13 protein-coding genes are annotated in these 13,652 nt (G+C 72.1%); 6 read left to right on the top strand and 7 right to left on the bottom strand.

The genetic code is table 11. The features are described from left to right. Positions 1-68: 68 nt before the first annotated feature. The gene (locus AMK18_RS06750) at positions 69-626 is read left to right on the top strand and encodes a helix-turn-helix domain-containing protein (RefSeq protein ID WP_073862036.1); all 558 of its coding nucleotides are present in this window, start codon (positions 69-71) and stop codon (positions 624-626) included. Here AMK18_RS06750 and AMK18_RS06755 read toward each other — a convergent pair. From AMK18_RS06755 to AMK18_RS06765, 3 genes are all read right to left on the bottom strand, one after another. Beyond that, a complete protein-coding gene (locus AMK18_RS06755) occupies positions 604-1,194 on the bottom strand; it encodes an N-acetylmuramoyl-L-alanine amidase (RefSeq protein ID WP_018105022.1) in 591 nt (196 codons plus the stop codon). The two genes, AMK18_RS06750 and AMK18_RS06755, sit on opposite strands and share 23 nt — an antisense overlap. A gap of 152 nt (positions 1,195-1,346) precedes the next feature. Then, on the bottom strand, positions 1,347-2,684 hold the full coding sequence (locus AMK18_RS06760; protein ID WP_073862037.1) for an SWIM zinc finger family protein: 1,338 nt from the start codon (positions 2,682-2,684) through the stop codon (positions 1,347-1,349). Further along, complete coding sequence (locus AMK18_RS06765; RefSeq protein ID WP_073862038.1) at positions 2,681-5,563, bottom strand: DEAD/DEAH box helicase; 2,883 nt, start codon at positions 5,561-5,563, stop codon at positions 2,681-2,683. The genes AMK18_RS06760 and AMK18_RS06765 overlap by 4 nt, the downstream gene beginning before the upstream one ends. A 252-nt stretch (positions 5,564-5,815) precedes the next feature. Here AMK18_RS06765 and AMK18_RS06770 point away from each other — a divergent pair, with 252 nt between their 5' ends. From AMK18_RS06770 to AMK18_RS06780, 3 genes are all read left to right on the top strand, one after another. Continuing rightward, positions 5,816-6,859: a fatty acid desaturase family protein gene (locus AMK18_RS06770; protein WP_073862039.1), complete on the top strand. Its 1,044-nt coding sequence runs from the start codon at positions 5,816-5,818 to the stop codon at positions 6,857-6,859. A 103-nt stretch (positions 6,860-6,962) separates the two neighbouring features. Further along, positions 6,963-7,145, top strand: coding sequence for a hypothetical protein (locus AMK18_RS06775; protein ID WP_073862040.1), 183 nt, complete (start codon positions 6,963-6,965; stop codon positions 7,143-7,145). Positions 7,146-7,173: 28 nt separating this feature from the next. Beyond that, positions 7,174-7,716 carry an MOSC domain-containing protein gene (locus AMK18_RS06780; RefSeq protein WP_241836467.1) on the top strand — a complete coding sequence of 181 codons (543 nt, stop codon included), beginning with the start codon at positions 7,174-7,176 and terminating at the stop codon, positions 7,714-7,716. A gap of 39 nt (positions 7,717-7,755) precedes the next feature. Here the strand turns inward: AMK18_RS06780 and AMK18_RS06785 are convergent, their stop codons facing one another. Then, complete coding sequence (locus AMK18_RS06785; protein WP_073862308.1) at positions 7,756-8,610, bottom strand: hypothetical protein; 855 nt, start codon at positions 8,608-8,610, stop codon at positions 7,756-7,758. A gap of 118 nt (positions 8,611-8,728) precedes the next feature. Then, on the bottom strand, positions 8,729-9,037 hold the full coding sequence (locus tag AMK18_RS06790) for a hypothetical protein (RefSeq protein ID WP_073862041.1): 309 nt from the start codon (positions 9,035-9,037) through the stop codon (positions 8,729-8,731). Between the two features lie 118 nt (positions 9,038-9,155). Here AMK18_RS06790 and AMK18_RS06795 point away from each other — a divergent pair, with 118 nt between their 5' ends. Beyond that, positions 9,156-10,040: an oxygenase MpaB family protein gene (locus tag AMK18_RS06795; protein WP_073862042.1), complete on the top strand. Its 885-nt coding sequence runs from the start codon at positions 9,156-9,158 to the stop codon at positions 10,038-10,040. Here AMK18_RS06795 and AMK18_RS06800 read toward each other — a convergent pair. Beyond that, positions 10,037-10,546, bottom strand: coding sequence for a MarR family winged helix-turn-helix transcriptional regulator (locus tag AMK18_RS06800; protein ID WP_073862043.1), 510 nt, complete (start codon positions 10,544-10,546; stop codon positions 10,037-10,039). The two genes, AMK18_RS06795 and AMK18_RS06800, sit on opposite strands and share 4 nt — an antisense overlap. 91 nt (positions 10,547-10,637) lie before the next feature. On the opposite strand from AMK18_RS06800, the gene AMK18_RS06805 reads away from it, so the two are divergent. Continuing rightward, positions 10,638-12,749, top strand: coding sequence for an MMPL family transporter (locus AMK18_RS06805; protein WP_073862044.1), 2,112 nt, complete (start codon positions 10,638-10,640; stop codon positions 12,747-12,749). A 66-nt stretch (positions 12,750-12,815) separates the two neighbouring features. Here AMK18_RS06805 and AMK18_RS06810 read toward each other — a convergent pair whose 3' ends face one another. After that, positions 12,816-13,391 (bottom strand): TerD family protein, encoded by a 576-nt coding sequence (locus AMK18_RS06810; protein ID WP_018105010.1) that lies wholly within the window; start codon positions 13,389-13,391, stop codon positions 12,816-12,818. Between the last annotated feature and the right edge of the window lie 261 nt (positions 13,392-13,652).

The raw sequence follows: 13,652 nt of genomic DNA on the forward strand, positions 1-13,652 counted from the left end.
TCTGTTTGTGGAACACTAGGGACGCGGGCCGGTGCCCGTCAACCGGATGGGCGAGCGAGCGGACGGCGATGGGGCTGAACGAGGACGTGGGGCGCAGGCTGCGGGCCCTGCGGCACGGCATGGACGTGTCGCTCTCCGAGCTCTCCCGGCGCTCCGGGGTCGGCAAGGGCACGCTCTCGGAGCTGGAGAGCGGCCGGCGCAACCCCACGCTGGAGACCCTGTACGCCCTGACCACCGCCCTCGGCCGCCCCCTCAGCGCGGTACTGAGCGACCCCTTGCCGGACGGCGCCCCCTCCAAGCAGCGGGCGGGCGTGTCGGGCAGCGCCGTCACCGCCGTGCTGATCGAGCGGTACGAGGACGGGGAAGCGGTCACCGACGTGTTCCGGGTGACGATTCGCGCCGGGGCGGTCCAGGAGTCGGAGGCCCATGTGCCGGGTACGTCCGAGAGCCTGATGGTGCTCGCCGGCACGGCCGTCGTCGGGCGGCCGGACGACCTCAGCGCCGTGGGGCCCGGGGCCTCCGCCCGGTGGCGGGCCGACGTGCCCCACGTCTACAGCGCGCCCGACGGCGACGTGCAGGGAATCCTCTTCGTGCGCTGCCCGGTCAGCCCGCGCCGAGAAGGTTGACCAGGCGGATGTAGCGGACCCAGTCCCAGTTCGGGCCGGGGTCGGTGTGGTCGGTGCCCGGGACCTCGACGTGTCCGAGGATGTGGGCCCGGTCCTTGGGGATGTTGTAACGGTCGCAGATATTGGCCGTGAGCAGCGCCGACTGCTCGTACATGGAGTCGGTGAAGTACTCGGGCTGGTCCACCCAGCCCTCGTGCTCGATGCCGATGCTGCGGGTGTTGTAGTCCCAGTTCCCCGCGTGCCAGGCGACGTCCTTCTCCCGCACCATCTGGTTGACGTACCCGTCGCCCGAGCGCACCACATAGTGCGCCGACACCTGCTTCGCCGGGTTCTGGAAGATGGACACCGTGTTGGAGAACGTCTCCTGGGTGACATGGATGATGACGTACTGGACGGGGTACGCCGAAGGGCGCGAAGAGACCGTGTAGTTGGACGTCGAAGCGGGAACCCAGTGCCCCGCCGGGTAGTCCGTGGCACCGGTCGTCGCGGCTGCGGCGCGGACGGAGGGGGGAAGCAGCGCTCCCACCGCCGCCACCGCGGCGCCCTGAAGGATTCTTCTGCGTTCCATGCGAACTCCTGTGGGGGGTGAGACGGGCAGGGATACGGAAGGCGCGGCGCCGAGTGCGGCCCCACGGTACGGGCGCCGCGCAGGTCGCGGAAGACGGCAGGAACCCCAAATCCTGTTCATGCAAGGGGTGTTCAGGCGGAGCCGACCCGTCGTCAGACGCCTTGCGCCTCCGCCCAGGCGGCCGCCGGGTCGTCGTCGGACGGCCCCGCCGGGAACCACTGACCGTTCTCCTTCCGGTACGGATACCAGCGCCCGTCCGGTCCGTAGCGGAGTTGGAGGCCGCCGTCCGCCGACGTCCAGCGGCTGCGCTCGGCCCGCAGCCGGGGCGCCTCGTCCTCCTCCCACGCCTCGGCCAGCCGGGTCCTGGCCCGGGCCAGCGCCTCGCCGTCCAGGGGCCGGTCCTCGTCGAGCACGGCGAGCGCGGTCGCCCCACCGTACCGCCAGGCCGCGGCCGCGGCGGGGAGCCCGGCGCGCGTCCTTCCCGCGCCGCTCGCCAGCCGGTGGACGATCCACGGCTCCGGGCGCGCGTCCGCCGCCAGTCTGACCGCGTCCTGGCGCACCGTCAGCGACTCGGGCACCGGGCGGCCTTCATGACCGGGCGTCAGGGCGTCGGCGAGCATCCGGTGCGCCCGGGCCGCCGCGTCCCGCGCCAGCATCTCCAGCGCCGTCGGGTCCACCCCCGCCTCGGGGTCCGTCTCCGTGTCCAGCGAGGGGGCGGCGCCGGGCTCCCCGGGAAGCTCAGGAGGCGCCGGCAGCGCGGGCAGGATGGAGCCGGCTGCGTACGCCTGCTCCGCCGGTACGCCGGACACGCCCGGGTCCGGCACCGGCTCCTCGGCCTCGGCCGCGACGTCCGGGGCACCGGCCGTCGCCGCGATCCGCTCCTGGAGCCCGTCGAGCAGCATCCGTTCGCCGCGCCCCCGCATCAGCAGCAGCACGAACGGGTCCTGGTCCAGAAGCCGCGCCACCTGATAGCAGAGCGCGGCGGTGTGCGGGCAGTGGTCCCACGCCTCGCACGTGCACCGCGGTTCCAGGTCACCGATCCCCGGGAGCAGATCCATCCCGGCCGCTGCGGCGTCCTCGACCAGGTGCGGCGGCATCTCGCGGTCGAGCAGCGCCGCGATGTGCCCCGTCCGCTCGGTCGCCATGCCGAGGAAACGGTCCCACTCCTGCTCGTCCAGCTCCTGAAGCAGCACATCGCTGCGATACGTACTGCCGTCCCGCTCACGCACCACCGCCGTGATCCGGCCCGGCCGTACGGACACGGCACCGACCCCGCCCTCCCGTGCCACACGGCGCCCCGCCTTCAGCTGCCGCAGGTCCAGAGCGGTGTCCTCCAGCGCCTTGAGCCACGCCTTTCCCCACCAGGAAGCGGCGAAACCGCGGCCGGGCGCCGGAGGCAGGGCGGCGAAGGTGCGCTCCTGCGCGGCCAGCCCGTCCTCCCGTCCGTCGCCACCGTCGGTGAACTCCTCGGCCTCGTATCCGTCGCTCATCGCGTCCCCCCTCGAAGCTCCACCAGATCGGCCAGTTCCGCGTCGCTGAGTTCCGTCAGGGCGCTCTCCCCGGACCCCAGCACCGCGTCGGCAAGACCCTGCTTGCGGGCGAGCATGTCCGCGATCCGGTCTTCGATCGTCCCCTCGGCGATCAGCCGGTGGACCTGCACCGGCTGGGTCTGCCCGATCCGGTACGCGCGGTCGGTGGCCTGCGCCTCGACCGCCGGGTTCCACCAGCGGTCGAAGTGCACCACATGACCGGCCCTCGTCAGGTTGAGGCCCGTGCCCGCGGCCTTCAGCGACAACAGGAACACCGGCGCCTCGCCCGCCTGGAATCGGTTCACCATCTCCTCCCGCGCGGCGACCGGAGTGCCGCCGTGCAGGAACTGCGTGCCGATGCCGCGTGCCGCCAGATGCCGTTCGAGGAGCCGGGCCATGCCGACGTACTGCGTGAACACCAGCACCCCGGCGCCCTCCGCCACGATGGTGTCCAGGAGTTCGTCCAGCAGTTCCAGCTTCCCCGAGCGGCCGGCGATGCGCGGCTCGTCCTCCTTGAGGTACTGCGCCGGGTGGTTGCAGATCTGCTTGAGCGAGGTCAGCAGCTTCACCACGAGACCGCGCCTGGACATGCCGTCGGCCTCCGCGATCGCCGCCAGCGTCTCCCGCACCACCGCCTCGTACAGCCCCGCCTGTTCGGGCGTCAGCGACACCGCCCGGTCCGTCTCCGTCTTGGGCGGCAGCTCCGGCGCGATGCCGGGATCCGACTTGCGCCGACGCAGCAGAAACGGCCGTACCAGCGCGCCAAGCCGCTCGGCCGCCGCCGGGTCCCCGCCCTCCACCGCCCGCGCGTACCGGGTGCGGAACGTGCCGAGCCGCCCCAGCAGCCCCGGTGTCGTCCAGTCGAGGATCGCCCACAGCTCGGAGAGGTTGTTCTCCACCGGGGTGCCGGTCAGCGCCACCCGCGCCCCGGCGCCGATGGTGCGCAGGGCGCGGGCCGTCGCCGAGTACGGGTTCTTCACATGCTGCGCCTCGTCCGCGACGACCATGCCCCACCGCGCCGAGGCGAGCCTCGGCGCGTCCAGCCGCATCGTCCCGTACGTGGTGAGCACGAACCCGTTCTCCGGCAGATCGTCCAGAGTGCGGGACGCGCCGTGGAAGCGGCGGACCGGGGTGCCGGGGGCGAACTTCTCGATCTCGCGCTGCCAGTTGCCCATCAGCGAGGTCGGGCAGACCACGAGCGTGGGCCCGGCGCCCCCTTCAAGGGTCTGGCGGTGCAGGTGCAGCGCGATCAGGGTGATGGTCTTGCCGAGCCCCATGTCGTCGGCGAGGCAGCCGCCCAGCCCGAGCGAGGTCATGGTGTGCAGCCAGTTCAGACCCCGGAGCTGATAGTCCCGCAGCGTCGCGGTGAGCGCGGCCGGCTGACCGACCGCCGGCTCCCCGTCCTGCCGGGCCGGGTCCGCGACGCGCTCGCGCAGCCGCTCCAGCCAGCCGGTGGCCCGGACCTCGACCCGGCGGCCGTCCACCTCGGCGGAACCGGTCAGCGCCGCGCCCAGCGCGTCGATCGGGGTGACCTTGCGGTCCTGCGTCTCCCGGGCCCGCCGCGCCTCGTCGGGGTCGATGAGCACCCACTGGTCGCGCAGCCGCACCAGCGGCCGCCCCGCCTCGGCCAGCCGGTCCAGCTCCGCACGGCTCAGCTGCTGGTCGCCGAGGGCGAACCACCAGTTGAAGGTCAGCAGGGCGTCGGACGACAACAGCGGCGCGGCGTCCGACGCGGTCCGCGCGAGACCCCGGGGCGCGCCGCCGTCCGCCTCGTCGCCGTCCGGTCCGATCACCGCGCGCGCCGTGAGCCTGCGGGCGGTCAGCTCCCTGGGCCAGTGGACCTGGACGCCCGTCGCGGCGAGCGCCCGCGCGGCGGGTCCGAGGAGTTCGGTGATCTCCTCGTCGGCCGGCTCCACCGCGTCCGGCACGGCCGCCGAGAGCAGCGGGGTGAGCGTCGGCCAGGCGCGGGCGGCCCGGCGCAGCATCAGCAGGGTGTCCATCCGGGCGCGCGGCCCGAATGCCTCCGCGGCCGGGCCACCGCCCGCCCACACCTCGGCGGCATCGGCGACCACGGCCGGATCGCTGACGCTGTGGATCTGCGGCACCACGCGGAACGAAGGCCCGGTTCCCGGTCCGTCGCCCCGGTCGAGCCCCGCCACCTCCACGCGCAGCGACAGCCGGACGCCCGCGTCGTGCCCGGCCGCCACATCGGCCGCCCATGCCCGGTGACCGGGCAGACGCTGCGGCTCCCACGCGGTGAACGCCGGACCGCCCGCGGCGAGCGGTGCGGCGGGGGTCCGGGGCAGGGAGTCGGCGACCGCGTCGAGGAACGCCCGTACCAGGCGCTCCGGTTCGGGCAGCAGGAGCGGCCGGGCAGCCGCGTCGACGGGCACGGCGTGGGCGGTGGGCGGCATGGAGGCGGCCAGGGTGCGGACGCGCATCAGGTCGTCGGCGGTCAGCGGCCCGGACCGCCAGCTGTCGTGGTCCGTCCCGCTCAGCCCCGGAAGGAGCAGGCCCCGGGCGGCGAACTGCAGGGCGAGCAGCCCCGCCGCGCCCCAGAAGGCCACGGCCGCTGAGGCATGCGCCGCCGACCGCGCGCGCGTGAGGACGGGGAGCCCGTCGGCGACGGAGAGGAGGCGCGCCGGCACCTCGTACGGCAGGGCGTCGGGGCCCGCGACCGTCAGCGTGCCGGTCTCGCCGGGGCCTTCGGGCGGGCTGCTGCCGTCGGGGTGCCAGAAGGCGAGGTGGCCGGTGCGGGAGGGATCCGAGGGCAGGAAGACCACGGAACAGCCGGCGAGCGCGGAGATTTCGGAGAGGGAAGCGGAGGAGGGGCGGTGCACAGCGATGTCAGAGTCCTCAAATTTGACTAGCCGACCGAGTCGCCGAGGGTACCCCAACTTCCGTGCCCCGGGGCCGTCGATGCGTGTGAGGTGCGCCACGCGGTGGTGCGGGCACGGCTCCCCGGTGCAGTCGGCCCCCCACCCAGGGAGGGTGCTGGCACCACCATGCCCCGGGTGGTGGCGCCATGGCTCCGAGGACCCCGCGAACCGTACGTTTCCTGAGGTCGGAGCGGATTCGAGACCGGAGACACCATGCCCCAGGCCACCCTTGCCGCAGCGGAACACACGCGTGACGGCGCCCGAAGCCCAGGAAGCGACTTCGCGCCCCTGCTGCGCGACGTCAAGGCGCAAGGACTCCTCGAACGGCGCACCGGCTGGTACGCCGCAGGCATCACCGTCAACCTCCTCGCCCTGGCCGCCGTGGTCACCGGCATCGTCCTCCTGGGCAACACCTGGTGGGTGCTGCCGCTCGCCCTGCCCCTGGCGCTCCTCTGGGCCCGTACCTCATTCGTGGGGCACGACGCGGGGCACGCCCAGATAACCGGAAACCGGAAGGTGAGCCGTGTGATCGGCCTCTTCCACGGCAACCTGCTGCTCGGCATGAACGAGGCGTGGTGGAACGACAAGCACGTACGCCACCACGCCAATCCGAACCACATCGACAAGGACCCCGACGTCGGCGTGGGCGCCCTGGTGTGGACGCAGAAGCAGGCCGCCCAGCGTGAGGGCTTCGCCCGCTGGCTCACCCGCAACCAGGCCCGGCTGTTCTTCCCGATGCTGCTTCTCGAAGGCATCGCCCTCAAGGTCTCCGGCTTCCAGTACCTGAAGCAACAGTCCCCGCGCGAGCGCGCCCTGTCCGGATTCCTGCTCCTCTCGCACCTCGGCCTCTACGCCACCCTGCTCCTCACCGTCATGTCCCCGGGGAAGGCGGTCGTCTTCGCGCTCGTGCACCACGCGCTCTTCGGACTCCACCTCGGCATGGCCTTCGCCCCGAACCACAAGGGCATGGAGATGCCCGACCCCGACGGGGACCGCTGGGACCACCTGCGGCGCCAGGTCCTCACCTCGCGCAACGTACGCGGAGCGGCCCTCACCGACTGGTTCCTCGGCGGCCTCAACTACCAGATCGAGCACCACCTCTTCCCGAGCATGCCCCGGCCGCACCTGCGCCTGGCCCAGCCCATGGTCAAGGCCCACTGCGAGGCCGTCGGCCTGCCGTACGCGGAGACCGGACTGATCGAGTCCTACCGGCAGGCGCTCACCCATATGCACGAGGTCGGTGCGCCGCTACGGTGACCGGCCGCTCCGCGTACGAGGGAGCGGGAATCAGGAACCGATGAGGGCGCGCGGACGTTCTCACCATCAGAGGCGGCCACGGGCCGCGGAGGAGGTACGGACGATGTCGAACAGCGCCAAGGTTGCCATCGGGGGAGTCGTCGTCGCGGTCGTCCTGATGCCCTTCATCGGGTTCTGGCTGTCCCTGCTCGTGCTCGTCGGAGTGCCCACGCTCGCGTATCTCGCCCTGGACCCCTCCCAGCGCCGACGGCTCCGTAGGATCACACGCAAGGAGATCGGCCGCTGAGGGCCGGTCGCTGAGAGGGGTATCCGCTGTGAGTGGCACCGTGACCGCCGTCAGCAGGAACGAGACCTACAGCTTCACCAAGCCGAACCGCGACAGCGTCACCCTGCTCGCCGGCCTCGGCGTGGAGGGCGATGTGCACGCGGGGGTCACGGTCAAGCACCGCTCCCGGATCGCCCAGGACCCCACCCAGCCGAACCTGCGCCAGGTCCACCTCATCCATGAGGAGCTGTTCGAGGAGGTCCGTGCGCTGGGCTTCGAGGTGGCGCCCGGCGACATCGGGGAGAACATCACGACCCGGGGGATCGATCTGCTGTCCCTGCCCGTCGGCACCCTGCTGCACCTCGGTGAGGAAGCCGTTGTCGAGGTGACCGGGCTGCGCAATCCGTGCATGCAGATCGAAGACTTTCAGGGCGGCCTCCTCAAGCAGGTCGTCGGCCGCGACGAGGCGGGCAACATCGTCCGCAAGGCCGGCATCATGAGCGTCGTCACGGCCGGTGGTGTGGTCAGGCCGGGAGACCCGGTCAGGATCGAGCTCCCCGCCGAGCCGCACCGGCCGCTCGAACGCGTCTGACCCCCGTCCGGCCGCGTCGGCGGTCGTCCTCGCCGGTGGTCAGGACGGGCGTACGGCTATGGCGTCCAGGGCCTTGAGGAGACCGGGCAGCTCGGGCCCGCGCCGGACGGGCAGGATCTCGCCCGGGACCTCGTCCAGGAGCATGAAGGCGATGTCGTCGGTCCTGGCCACCATCGACCAGCCGGGGCCGTCGGCCCGGATCATCCGGGCGTCCCCGGGGGCGAACGAGGACCGGACGCGGCCCGGGGGCGGCGGATCGTCCAGATAGCCGCGTGCCTCGGCCAGCGCCAGCCGGATACCGGGGTGCGGGCCGGCGACGGCGACGGGTGACTGCGGCGCGTCGTCGTCCGGGGCGGAGCCCGTTGCTCCGTCGTTCGGGGCGGCGCCCGTCCCGTCGTCCATCTGCGCGCGCCAGTCGGCCCACTGCGAGGCGATGGCGTCCGCGCCCAGGCGGCGTTGGGCGGGCCCCCACACCTCGGTGTCGGGCGGCGACAGGGGGGCCGGGGCCTCCCCGTCCGCCTCCGGGTCGGGCTCCGGGTCGTGCGGGGCGGGAACCCCGGGCGCGGCGACGGCCACGGCGAGCGGCCAGCCGGGCAGCGCGCAGACCACCGAGCCGTCGTCCGGCGACAGGTCGTACTCCATGCCGCAGTCCCATGAGGCGATCGCCACCGCGACCAGGGACACGTCGTCCACGACGACGGTCCACCGGGCGCCGTCGGAGTCCTGGCCCAGGACCAGCCCGTACCCCTCGGCGTACGGTTCGAGGCCCAGTGCCGCGCACGCCGCCGGATAGTCGTCGCCGAGCACGCTGGGGAACTGCGCGGGCGTCAGCAGGATCGCGGTCAGCACATACAGCGCGTCGTCGTCGGCGACCGCGTCGTCCGTCCCGGTCACTGCGTTCTCCTCGTCCGTCATGGATTCCGTCGGCGCACCCTAACCAGTGGGTAACCCCGCCGTCGAGGCCCTGACAAGGACGGATGTCCCACGAGCGCGTTCCCCGCGCCCACCCGGATCAGGCGTCGGACAGGCCGAGCAGTTCCCGCGCCACCACCTGCGGCGATTCGTTCCGTTCACGGGCCAGCGCGATCACTGCCCGGCAGGCCAGCTCGCTGACGCCGAAGGAGAGCTGCTCCGGCGACACCCAGCCGCTCGCTTCGTCCATCCGCTCCTCGTCGTCCTCGGCCGACGCCGCGACGTAGACGGCCGCCGCATCGAACAGGTTGTGCTGCCTGCGTCCGGCCGCCGCGGGGACCGTCGCCGGGCGGCCGGCCTTGCGGCCCGTGGTCACGGCTCTGCGCAGGACACCGAATATCGCGGCCATGGGAAACCCCGCCTTTCATCCATACGTCAACACGTCAACGCGCGTGCGTCGCGCGTACTCACCGTCTTGCCCCCGGACGTAGGCTGGGACACTCGACCTGGACAAGGGGGACGGTGCGGTGAAGCGTTACGACCGGCTGAAGGAGATCCAACGCCTCGATCCCGAGCGGGACTTCCTGGAGATCTACCGGACCACCGTCACCCTCGAGTTCCCCTGGGACATCACCCGCGCCCTCGAACTCGCCCTCTACCGCACCTATGCCGTCCCCAGCATCGGGCGTCTCCTCGCTGAGACAGCGGAACTGACGGACCGTACGCAGAAGCGGTACGACGACACCGCGCTCCTCCTGGACACCGTCGTGGAGCACGGCTTCGACAGCGATCCGGGGCGCACCGCCCTCCGCCGGATCAACCGGATGCACGCCGCCTACGACATCAGCAACGACGACATGCGCTACGTCCTGTGCACCTTCGTCGTCACCCCGAAGCGGTGGCTCGACGCGTACGGCTGGCGCCGGCTCTGCGACCACGAGCTGCGCGCGTTCGCCGCGTACTACAGGATGCTCGGCGCCCACATGGGCATCAAGGACCTGCCGCAGACGTACGAGGACTTCGAGCGCACCCTCGACACCTACGAGGACGCGCACTTCGGCTGGGACGAGGGCGCGCGCTCGGTCTCCGACGCCACGCTGGACCTGATGGCCTCCTGGTACCCCCGCCCCCTCGCACCGCTCGTACGCGGCGCGAGCCTCGCACTCCTGGACGACTCGCTGCTGCGCGCCTTCCGCTACGAGCGCCCGGCGCCCCTGGCCCGCGGCCTCACCCGGGGCGCGCTGCGGCTGCGCGCCCGCGCCGTACGCCTGCTGCCCCCGCGCACCACACCGCACTACGCGCGGCAGAACCCCGAGATCAAGGGCTACCCGGACGGATACGAGGTGGCGACCCTGGGCACGTTCCCCACCCCCGGGGTGCGCGGCTGCCCGGTCCGTGACCTCGCGCCCTAAGCCCCTGGATCGGCGCGGCGCAGCTGCGCCAGCTCCTCGTTCATCGCCTGCAGGAAGCGGATCACGACACGGAGCTCGTCGTCGGCGAACTGCCTGCGCGCCGCTTCCGTGCCCGCCGCCAGCGGCTTGAAGAAGTCACGGGCCACATGTTTCGCGGCGGCCGCGTAGTGAAGATGCACCACACGTCGGTCGCCGCTGTCCCGTACCCGCCGGATGTGTCCCGCGCGTTCCAGCCGGTCCAGACACGCGGTCACGGCCCCCGAGGTGAGATCCAGCTGTTCACGCAGGCGCCCCGGTGTCATGGCGCGGCCGTCCTCGCCCCGGTCCGCGTCGAGGATGGCGACGAGGGCCTGCATATCCGTCGGGTGCAGCCCCTGGGCATGGGCGAAGTCATGTGCGATGCGGTTGAACTCGCCGTTCATGCGGCGCAGCAGCACAGCGAACGACTGGAGGCTCGTGGGCCCGTCGTCCGTGCCTCTGTCCGGGCTCTCGTCTGTGGTGCGCATGGCTCTACAGTAATATCTCTTGATCATTGAGATAATGAATGACCGAGAGACTTCGGGTCATGTGTGTCATGTGTCGATCCCTGAGGAAGCAATGAAGCCCCCATCGAGGCACCGTGTCGTCCGCTGGCTCGTCCCCGTAGCGCTGCTTGTCGTCTGGCTCGGAATCGGTGGGACGCTCGGCCCGTACGCCGGAAAGCTCGGCGAGGTGGCCACCAACGACCGGGCGGCGTTCCTGCCGCGCAGCGCCGAGTCGACCCAGGTCGCGGACGAGCAGAAGGCGTTCCAGCGGGCTGGGACCGTGCCCGCGATCGTCGTCTGGACCGGCGACGAAGGCGGACTCCCGGACGGCGCCCGCGCGTCCGCGACCCGCGCGCTGGCCTCCCTGGCCGGGAAGCCCGGCGTGGTCGGCACACCGTCACCCGCGCTGCCGTCCGAGGACGGCGAGGCCCTGTCGGGCGTCGTGCAACTGCGCTCCGACCTCGGCGACGAGCTCCCGGACACCCTGGACCGGGTGCGCGACGCAGCCGGTTCGGTGGCGGGCACGAGCCCCGAGATCGCCGGACCAGCGGCCACCCAGGCCGACCTCAAGGACGCGTTCGCCGGGATCGACGGACTCCTGCTGGGGGTGGCGCTGGCCGCCGTCCTCGTGATCCTGCTGCTCGTCTACCGCAGTGTGCTGCTGCCCTTCCTGATCATCATCAGCGCCGTCTTCGCCCTCGCGCTGGCCTGCGCCATCGTCTACGTCCTCGCGGACCACGACGTCGTCCTCGTGGACGGCCAGGTCCAGGGCATCCTGTCGATCCTGGTGATCGGCGCGGCCACCGACTACGCGCTCCTGCTGACCGCGCGCTTCCGGGAGGAGCTGGCGGTCCACGGAGACCGGACGACAGCCGCCCGCGCGGCTCTCCGCCGCTCCTTCGGCGCCATCGTCGCGAGCGCCGCCACGGTGGCGCTCGGGCTGCTCGCGCTGCTGCTCAGCGACCTGACGAACAACCGGGCGCTGGGGCCCGTCGGCGCGATCGGCATCGTCTGCGCGGTGCTCAGCACGATGACCTTCCTGCCCGCCGTGCTGGTGCTGTGCGGGCGGGCGGCGTACTGGCCGGCCAAGCCGCGCCCCGTGGACGAGGCGACCGGCGGGCACGGGATCTGGCGCCGGGTCGCCGCGCGCGTCGACGGGTCCCCGCGCAAGGTGTGGCTCTCCTGCGCGGTCCTGCTGGTCGCCTGCGCCGCGTTCGCCCCCACCCTGAAGTCCCACGGCGTCCCGCTGGACGAGATCTTCGTGAACGACGCCCCCTCCGTCTCCGCCCAGGCCACGCTGAGCAAGCACTTCCCGGGAGGCTCCGGAAACCCGGCGGTCGTCATCGCCGAAGCGGACAGCGCCGACGAGGTGACCGAGGCCGCCGAGGCGACACCGGGCGTGGCCTCGGCCGCCCCCGTCACGGCCTCGGGCCGGCCCGGCGGCGGCAAGCCGCTCGTGGTCGACGGCCGGGTGCGCGTCGACGTCACCCTGAAGGACGCGGCGGACAGCGACGCGGCGACGGAGACCGTCAAGCGGCTGCGTACCGCCGTCCATGCCGTACCCGGCGCGGACGCGCTCGTCGGCGGCTACACGGCACAGCAGTACGACACCCAGCGCACGGCCGAGCGCGACCGGAACATCATCGTTCCGGTGGTGCTCGTCATCATCCTGCTGATCCTGATGGGTCTGCTGCGGTCGGTCCTGGTGCCGGTGCTTCTGGTGGCCACCGTCGGACTCAACTTCCTGGCGACCCTCGGCGTCTCGGCCCTGGTCTTCAAGCACGCCTTCGGCTTCAGCGGTACGGACGCCTCGGTGCCCCTGTACGGATTCGTGTTCCTGGTGGCCCTCGGCGTCGACTACAACATCTTCCTGATGTCACGGGTCCGCGAGGAGGCGCTGGAACACGGCGCGCGTCAGGGCATGCTGAGGGGCCTGGTGAGCACCGGCGGCGTCATCACCTCGGCGGGCGTGGTGCTGGCGGCCACCTTCGCCGCACTGATCGTGATCCCGCTCGCCTTCCTCGCGCAGATCGCGTTCATCGTGGCCTTCGGCGTCCTGCTGGACACGCTGGTGGTGCGGTCGCTGCTGGCCCCCGCGCTGGTCGTGGACATCGGGCCCAGGGCGTGGTGGCCGAGTGCCATCAGCCGTACCGCGCGCGAAGGGGAGCCGTCGCACTCGGGCTGAGGGCCGCCCGGACGGAGCCGGCCCGGCCACCGCTGACGCGGAGCCGGGCCGGTGGGGCGGTCGCCCTCAGACGTTCACGCCGAAGTCCTTCGCGATACCCGCCAGGCCGGAGGCGTACCCCTGGCCGACCGCACGGAACTTCCACTCGCCGCCGTGTCGGTACAGCTCGCCGAACACCATCGCGGTCTCCGTCGAAGCGTCCTCGCTGAGGTCGTACCGGGCGAGCTCGACACCGTTGGCCTGGTTCACGACGCGGATGAACGCGTTGCGCACCTGGCCGAAACTCTGCCCCCGGCTCTGCGCGTCATGGATGGAGACCGGGAAGACTATCTTCGCGACGTCGGCGGGGACCGCCGAGAGGTTCACGTTGATGGACTCGTCGTCGCCCTCGCCCTCACCCGTCAGGTTGTCCCCGGTGTGCTGGACGGAACCGTCCGGGCTGTTGAGGTTGTTGTAGAAGACGAAGTGCAGGTCGGAGACCACCTTTCCGTGATCCGCGCACAGCAGCGCACTGGCGTCGAGGTCGTAGTCGGCCCCCGTCGTCGTGCGTACGTCCCAGCCCAGGCCGACCGTCACCGCGGTCAGGCCGGGCGCCTCCTTCGACAAGGAGACGTTGCCGCCCTTGGCCAGGGTCACACCCATGAACTTCCTCCAATGATCCCGTGGTTCACCGACCGCGTCCCGCACGTTCCAGCGGGCCGCGGTCCGGCCGTCGCCCGGAACGGACGGCGGCTGTCCCTCACTCTTCAGGAAACGCGAGGATTTGCCCAGGGCGCGGGTGGCGTCCCGCCCGATTCATCGCGGAGCGGGCGGGGAAGACGCCCTTCGACCCACCGGCCTCCGGCGTCTTCCGGTCAATGTTTCCTGTGACCCTGTGGGGAGAGGGGTTCGGACTGACGATGG

This window comes from Streptomyces sp. CB01249 (assembly GCF_001905735.1).
Lineage (GTDB): Bacteria > Actinomycetota > Actinomycetes > Streptomycetales > Streptomycetaceae > Streptomyces.

Excerpts from the sequence above, each read along its gene's own strand:
- AMK18_RS06750 (WP_073862036.1), top strand. The coding sequence starts at position 69 with ATGGGGCTGAACGAGGACGTGGGGCGCAGGCTGCGGGCCCTGCGGCAC.
- AMK18_RS06755 (WP_018105022.1), bottom strand. The coding sequence starts at position 1,194 with ATGGAACGCAGAAGAATCCTTCAGGGCGCCGCGGTGGCGGCGGTGGGA.
- AMK18_RS06760 (WP_073862037.1), bottom strand. The coding sequence starts at position 2,684 with ATGAGCGACGGATACGAGGCCGAGGAGTTCACCGACGGTGGCGACGGA.
- AMK18_RS06770 (WP_073862039.1), top strand. The coding sequence starts at position 5,816 with ATGCCCCAGGCCACCCTTGCCGCAGCGGAACACACGCGTGACGGCGCC.
- AMK18_RS06775 (WP_073862040.1), top strand. The coding sequence starts at position 6,963 with ATGTCGAACAGCGCCAAGGTTGCCATCGGGGGAGTCGTCGTCGCGGTC.
- AMK18_RS06790 (WP_073862041.1), bottom strand. The coding sequence starts at position 9,037 with ATGGCCGCGATATTCGGTGTCCTGCGCAGAGCCGTGACCACGGGCCGC.
- AMK18_RS06800 (WP_073862043.1), bottom strand. The coding sequence starts at position 10,546 with ATGCGCACCACAGACGAGAGCCCGGACAGAGGCACGGACGACGGGCCC.
- AMK18_RS06805 (WP_073862044.1), top strand. The coding sequence starts at position 10,638 with ATGAAGCCCCCATCGAGGCACCGTGTCGTCCGCTGGCTCGTCCCCGTA.
- AMK18_RS06810 (WP_018105010.1), bottom strand. The coding sequence starts at position 13,391 with ATGGGTGTGACCCTGGCCAAGGGCGGCAACGTCTCCTTGTCGAAGGAG.